The organism is Methanocrinis sp. (genome assembly GCF_049974945.1).
Taxonomy (GTDB): Archaea; Halobacteriota; Methanosarcinia; order Methanotrichales; family Methanotrichaceae; genus Methanocrinis.
The window spans coordinates 1-4,372 of the sequence record NZ_JBNGCU010000118.1 but is presented as its reverse complement, the minus strand read 5'-3'; the positions used below and the strand labels follow the sequence as shown (position 1 = coordinate 4,372).

Here is a 4,372-nt window from a genome sequence, read left to right as displayed (position 1 = left end):
TGTTCGAAGAGCATCAAGGCCATGAAGCTGGATGAGGGGGAGTTTCTCGACCTGGTCGAGGTCGTCCCCACAGGAACGGGAGAGCTGGTGAAAAAGCAGGCCGATGGGTGGGCCTACGTCCGGCCATAGATCCCAGAGACTCACGTTAGGGTAGATCCGACCGTTGGAGGCGTCGGCCATCTCGCCGAAAAAGTTTAGTCCTTTTGATGACAAAACATATCGACCATGGAAGGAGGCCAAACCCCGCCCCCGCCGCCCGAGGCCGAAGAGGAGGATCTCGAATTGTCCCAAGAGCTCGACCAGGTTCTCGCCTACCACCAGGCGACAAAGCACAGCTTCACTCGAATGGCCCCAGGGCCGAAGTCGATGGACTGGCCGAACGAGCCCCGGCCCCTTCCCCAATTAAGAAGCCTTTCCTTCAGCTTTCAACCAATTCGTCCTTCTGCTATTCCTTCTCCCACCAGATCTTGACCCTGATCGACGATGCGGGTAGGCTGAAGCCCCCGTTCTCCTCCTTGAGGACCCGACCCAGGTGCTCCCGGACGATCGCCTCCTGCTCCGCCGTCGATATGCGGCGCTGGTGGCGGAAGTGCTCCATCGCCTCCTCCATGCTGGCGAACCGCTGGCTACCGCCGCAGGCGGATGGTTCTGGACGTGGTGGCTGCAGATGAATACGCCGCTTGGGCAGTTAGATTAAGGATGAAGTGCATCATCAAATCCACCTGAATATGAGGAGGATTCGTCGTGAAGAGATATCGAGCCGTCTTCCATCTGACCGAGACCGAAAGGGCGAACCTCGCCCTGAACAACGTTAGAAACCTCCTGGCCGAGCTGGGCGAAGACCAGGTGGAGGCGGAGGTGGTGGCCAACTCCGACGGCGTCAAAGCCCTCCTCAAGACCGGCCCCTATGGCGATAGGGTCGATGAGCTGGCCGCCAGAGGCGTGCGATTCGTCATCTGTTCGAAGAGCATCAAGGCCATGAAGCTGGATGAGGGGGAGTTTCTCGACCTGGTCGAGGTCGTCCCCACAGGAACGGGAGAGCTGGTGAAAAAGCAGGCCGATGGGTGGGCCTACGTCCGGCCATAGATCCCAGAGACTCACGTTAGGGTAGATCCGACCGTTGGAGGCGTCGGCCATCTCGCCGAAAAAGTTTAGTCCTTTTGATGACAAAACATATCGACCATGGAAGGAGGCCAAACCCCGCCCCCGCCGCCCGAGGCCGAAGAGGAGGATCTCGAATTGTCCCAAGAGCTCGACCAGGTTCTCGCCTACCACCAGGCGACAAAGCACAGCTTCACTCGAATGGCCCCAGGGCCGAAGTCGATGGACTGGCCGAACGAGCCCCGGCCCCTTCCCCAATTAAGAAGCCTTTCCTTCAGCTTTCAACCAATTCGTCCTTCTGCTATTCCTTCTCCCACCAGATCTTGACCCTGATCGACGATGCGGGTAGGCTGAAGCCCCCGTTCTCCTCCTTGAGGACCCGACCCAGGTGCTCCCGGACGATCGCCTCCTGCTCCGCCGTCGATATGCGGCGCTGGTGGCGGAAGTGCTCCATCGCCTCCTCCATGCTGGCGAACCGCTGGCTACCGCCGCAGGCGGATGGTTCTGGACGTGGTGGCTGCAGATGAATACGCCGCTTGGGCAGTTAGATTAAGGATGAAGTGCATCATCAAATCCACCTGAATATGAGGAGGATTCGTCGTGAAGAGATATCGAGCCGTCTTCCATCTGACCGAGACCGAAAGGGCGAACCTCGCCCTGAACAACGTTAGAAACCTCCTGGCCGAGCTGGGCGAAGACCAGGTGGAGGCGGAGGTGGTGGCCAACTCCGACGGCGTCAAAGCCCTCCTCAAGACCGGCCCCTATGGCGATAGGGTCGATGAGCTGGCCGCCAGAGGCGTGCGATTCGTCATCTGTTCGAAGAGCATCAAGGCCATGAAGCTGGATGAGGGGGAGTTTCTCGACCTGGCCGAGGTCGTCCCCACAGGAACGGGAGAGGTGGTGAAAAAGCAGGCCGATGGCTGGGCCTACGTCCGGCCCTAGATCCCAGAAATGCCGGGTAGAGTGGAGATGGGATAGAACGGAAAGGCGGCAGAGGCGAAGGCTCGGAGGGCCAGGTGCCGGGGCCAGAGCCGATGTCCAGGACCCGCGACTCGGGGTTGATCGCGGTTCCCGCCATCGTCCTCTCGATGTTGCCTAAACGCGATGAAATGGTAGCAGCATTCGAAAATATATTTATTTCATTGGCGATCACTATGGATGGAGATTAGGCAAAATCTAGATGACGCCAGCAAACAAATACGCCGTGTTGGAGGATTGAAAGATTGGACCGCGAGGCTGTTTTGAAGCTCCTTGAAGAGCTGAAGGCCGAGATGAAAGAGGCGCTGGGAGATAAGCTGGTCGGGCTCCTCCTCTTCGGCTCCTATTCGAGAGGGGATTATTCGGCGTCTTCAGACGTGGACCTGGTGATCCTCGCCGAGGGGGAGCTGAGCCGGGCGGAGAGGGATGCGATAGACGATCTGATCGCGGAACGCTCCCTGAGGCACGACGTGGTGATCTCGGCCATCGTCTATCCCTCGAAGACCTTCCAGGAATACAGCACTCCATTTCTCCTGAGCGTGAAGGAGGATGGGGTAGTGATATGAGGTACCAGCGGGAGATGGAGGCCCTGTTGGAGAAGGCCGAGAGGAGCCTGGACGCCGCCAGGGTGCTGATAGACTCGGAGTATTACGAGTTTTCGTCTTCAAGGGCTTATTATGCCATGTTCTACTGCGCCGAAGCCCTGCTCTTGTCCAAGGACCTGAAATTTGCGAAGCACTCTGCAGTCATAGCATCTTTCGGCAAGGAGTTCGTAAAGGAGGGGCTACTGCCCGCGAACCTCCACAAGTATCTGGTCAAGGCTTTCAGAGAACGCCAACGGTGCGACTACGACATCCTGTTTATGCCGTCGGAAGAGGAGGCAGAGGCGATGGTCGAGAGCGCCGAGACGTTTCTGGAGCTGACCAAAAAGTACCTGCGAGAGATCGGATACTCTCTGTAGCCTCGCCCTTCTACCCCTTCTTACTCCTTCGGCCTATTTCTCCCACCAGATCTTGACCCTGATCGACGACGCCGGGAGGCTGAAGCCCCCGTTCTCCTCTACGAGAACCCGGCCCAGATGCTCCCGGACGATCGCCTCCTGCTCCGCCGTCGTTATGCGGTACTGGCTGCGGAAGTGCTCCATCGCCTCCTCCATGCTGGAAAAGCGCTGGCTGTGCTGGAGGCGGAAGGTCCGGACGTGAGGGTAGATCCCCATCGAGTAGAGGACGTTGTAGAGGACGTCAGCCTTGGGGCCGGGCTGGTAGTCCCGACCGTGGAGCCTCGGCCACAGGCTCCGGCAGTCCCGGTCCCAGTGGGTCTCACCTGCGAAGTGGTAGAGGTAGATGTGCCCACCCGGGCCGGCGGAGGCGATCATCTTCTCGATCGCCGCCCGGATGTCGGGCATCCCCAGGGAGAAGGAGGCGATCACCACGTCGTAGGGCGGGTCCAGATCCTCGGCGACGGAGACGTCCTCCCACCGCTTCTGGACGATCCCGATGTTAATGACCGCCTCCTCGGTCATCTTCTCTTTGAGGACCGAGAGCATCCCCTCGGCGGGCTCCACGGCGGTGACGCTGGCCACCCGCTTTGCGAAGGGGATGGCCAGGGTTCCGGGGCCTGAGCCGATGTCCAGGACCCTCGACTCGGGGGTGATCTCGGTTCCCGCGATCGTATCTTCGACGCGGCCGCTGTTCTCTTTGGAGGTGTTCCAGAACTTGAGGGCGCTCTCCCGGCTCTCCCAGATCCGGGCGCACTCACGGGCGGTGCTCACTTCCCGGTTCCTCTTCATCTGATCTATCCAAACCTCGTTCCAGTTGATCTCGGTCGTTGGGTTCATCGTGATCTTCACCTCGGACTTTCCGCGTCTCCATCTCCGTCCCCGGACCCGGCACCGGCACCGGCTCCGCCGCAATGCCGCCACCGTGCCGCGTTGCCGTGCCGCTTGGGGTGGGCGGCAGGGGCGGCGGGCGATGGGACGGATAAGTAAGTTTTCAGATTAATTGGCGTTCCGAACGCAGCATCTGGCGGAGGTACGTCTTTTGGGCTTTAGCTCCTCTCAGCTCCTATTTCACCTCTTGCTTAAGAGGTTTGCCATAGTTAGTATAATTTAACGATCCAGTTATTCGAAGAAAAGTTAATAAAATCTATTTACAAACAAAAATATACGATATTAATGCTAATTCAATCTCTGATATTATGTCACATGCCGCCGGAGTCCGGGATTCTGCAATATATAATTAATAATTAAATTCCCGTTTTGTACATAGTTTAAATAGATAGATTCATAAATAAG

The 4,372-nt window shown here is 58.2% G+C and carries 8 protein-coding genes; 5 read left to right on the top strand and 3 right to left on the bottom strand.

What is annotated here, in order from left to right:
- Positions 1 to 12: 12 nt before the first annotated feature.
- Positions 13 to 129, top strand: coding sequence for a hypothetical protein (locus ACP5EL_RS09300; protein ID WP_428402234.1), 117 nt, complete (start codon positions 13 to 15; stop codon positions 127 to 129).
- Positions 130 to 445: 316 nt separating this feature from the next.
- Here the strand turns inward: ACP5EL_RS09300 and ACP5EL_RS09295 are convergent, their stop codons facing one another.
- Complete coding sequence (locus ACP5EL_RS09295) at positions 446 to 610, bottom strand: hypothetical protein (RefSeq protein ID WP_428402232.1); 165 nt, start codon at positions 608 to 610, stop codon at positions 446 to 448.
- Positions 611 to 744: 134 nt separating this feature from the next.
- Between ACP5EL_RS09295 and ACP5EL_RS09290 the strand changes: the two genes are divergently transcribed.
- On the top strand, positions 745 to 1,086 hold the full coding sequence (locus ACP5EL_RS09290; RefSeq protein ID WP_428402233.1) for a DsrE family protein: 342 nt from the start codon (positions 745 to 747) through the stop codon (positions 1,084 to 1,086).
- Between the two features lie 316 nt (positions 1,087 to 1,402).
- Here the strand turns inward: ACP5EL_RS09290 and ACP5EL_RS09285 are convergent, their stop codons facing one another.
- Complete coding sequence (locus ACP5EL_RS09285; protein ID WP_428402232.1) at positions 1,403 to 1,567, bottom strand: hypothetical protein; 165 nt, start codon at positions 1,565 to 1,567, stop codon at positions 1,403 to 1,405.
- 134 nt (positions 1,568 to 1,701) lie between these two features.
- Between ACP5EL_RS09285 and ACP5EL_RS09280 the strand changes: the two genes are divergently transcribed.
- From ACP5EL_RS09280 to ACP5EL_RS09270, 3 genes are all read left to right on the top strand, one after another.
- A complete protein-coding gene (locus tag ACP5EL_RS09280) occupies positions 1,702 to 2,043 on the top strand; it encodes a DsrE family protein (RefSeq protein WP_428402231.1) in 342 nt (113 codons plus the stop codon).
- 281 nt (positions 2,044 to 2,324) lie between these two features.
- Positions 2,325 to 2,645, top strand: coding sequence for a nucleotidyltransferase family protein (locus ACP5EL_RS09275; RefSeq protein ID WP_428402230.1), 321 nt, complete (start codon positions 2,325 to 2,327; stop codon positions 2,643 to 2,645).
- Positions 2,642 to 3,040, top strand: a complete 399-nt coding sequence (locus tag ACP5EL_RS09270) for a HEPN domain-containing protein (RefSeq protein WP_428402229.1) — start codon at positions 2,642 to 2,644, stop codon at positions 3,038 to 3,040. Before ACP5EL_RS09275 ends, ACP5EL_RS09270 begins: the two co-directional genes overlap by 4 nt.
- Positions 3,041 to 3,073: 33 nt before the next feature.
- Here ACP5EL_RS09270 and ACP5EL_RS09265 read toward each other — a convergent pair whose 3' ends face one another.
- Complete coding sequence (locus ACP5EL_RS09265) at positions 3,074 to 3,916, bottom strand: class I SAM-dependent methyltransferase (protein ID WP_428402228.1); 843 nt, start codon at positions 3,914 to 3,916, stop codon at positions 3,074 to 3,076.
- Between the last annotated feature and the right edge of the window lie 456 nt (positions 3,917 to 4,372).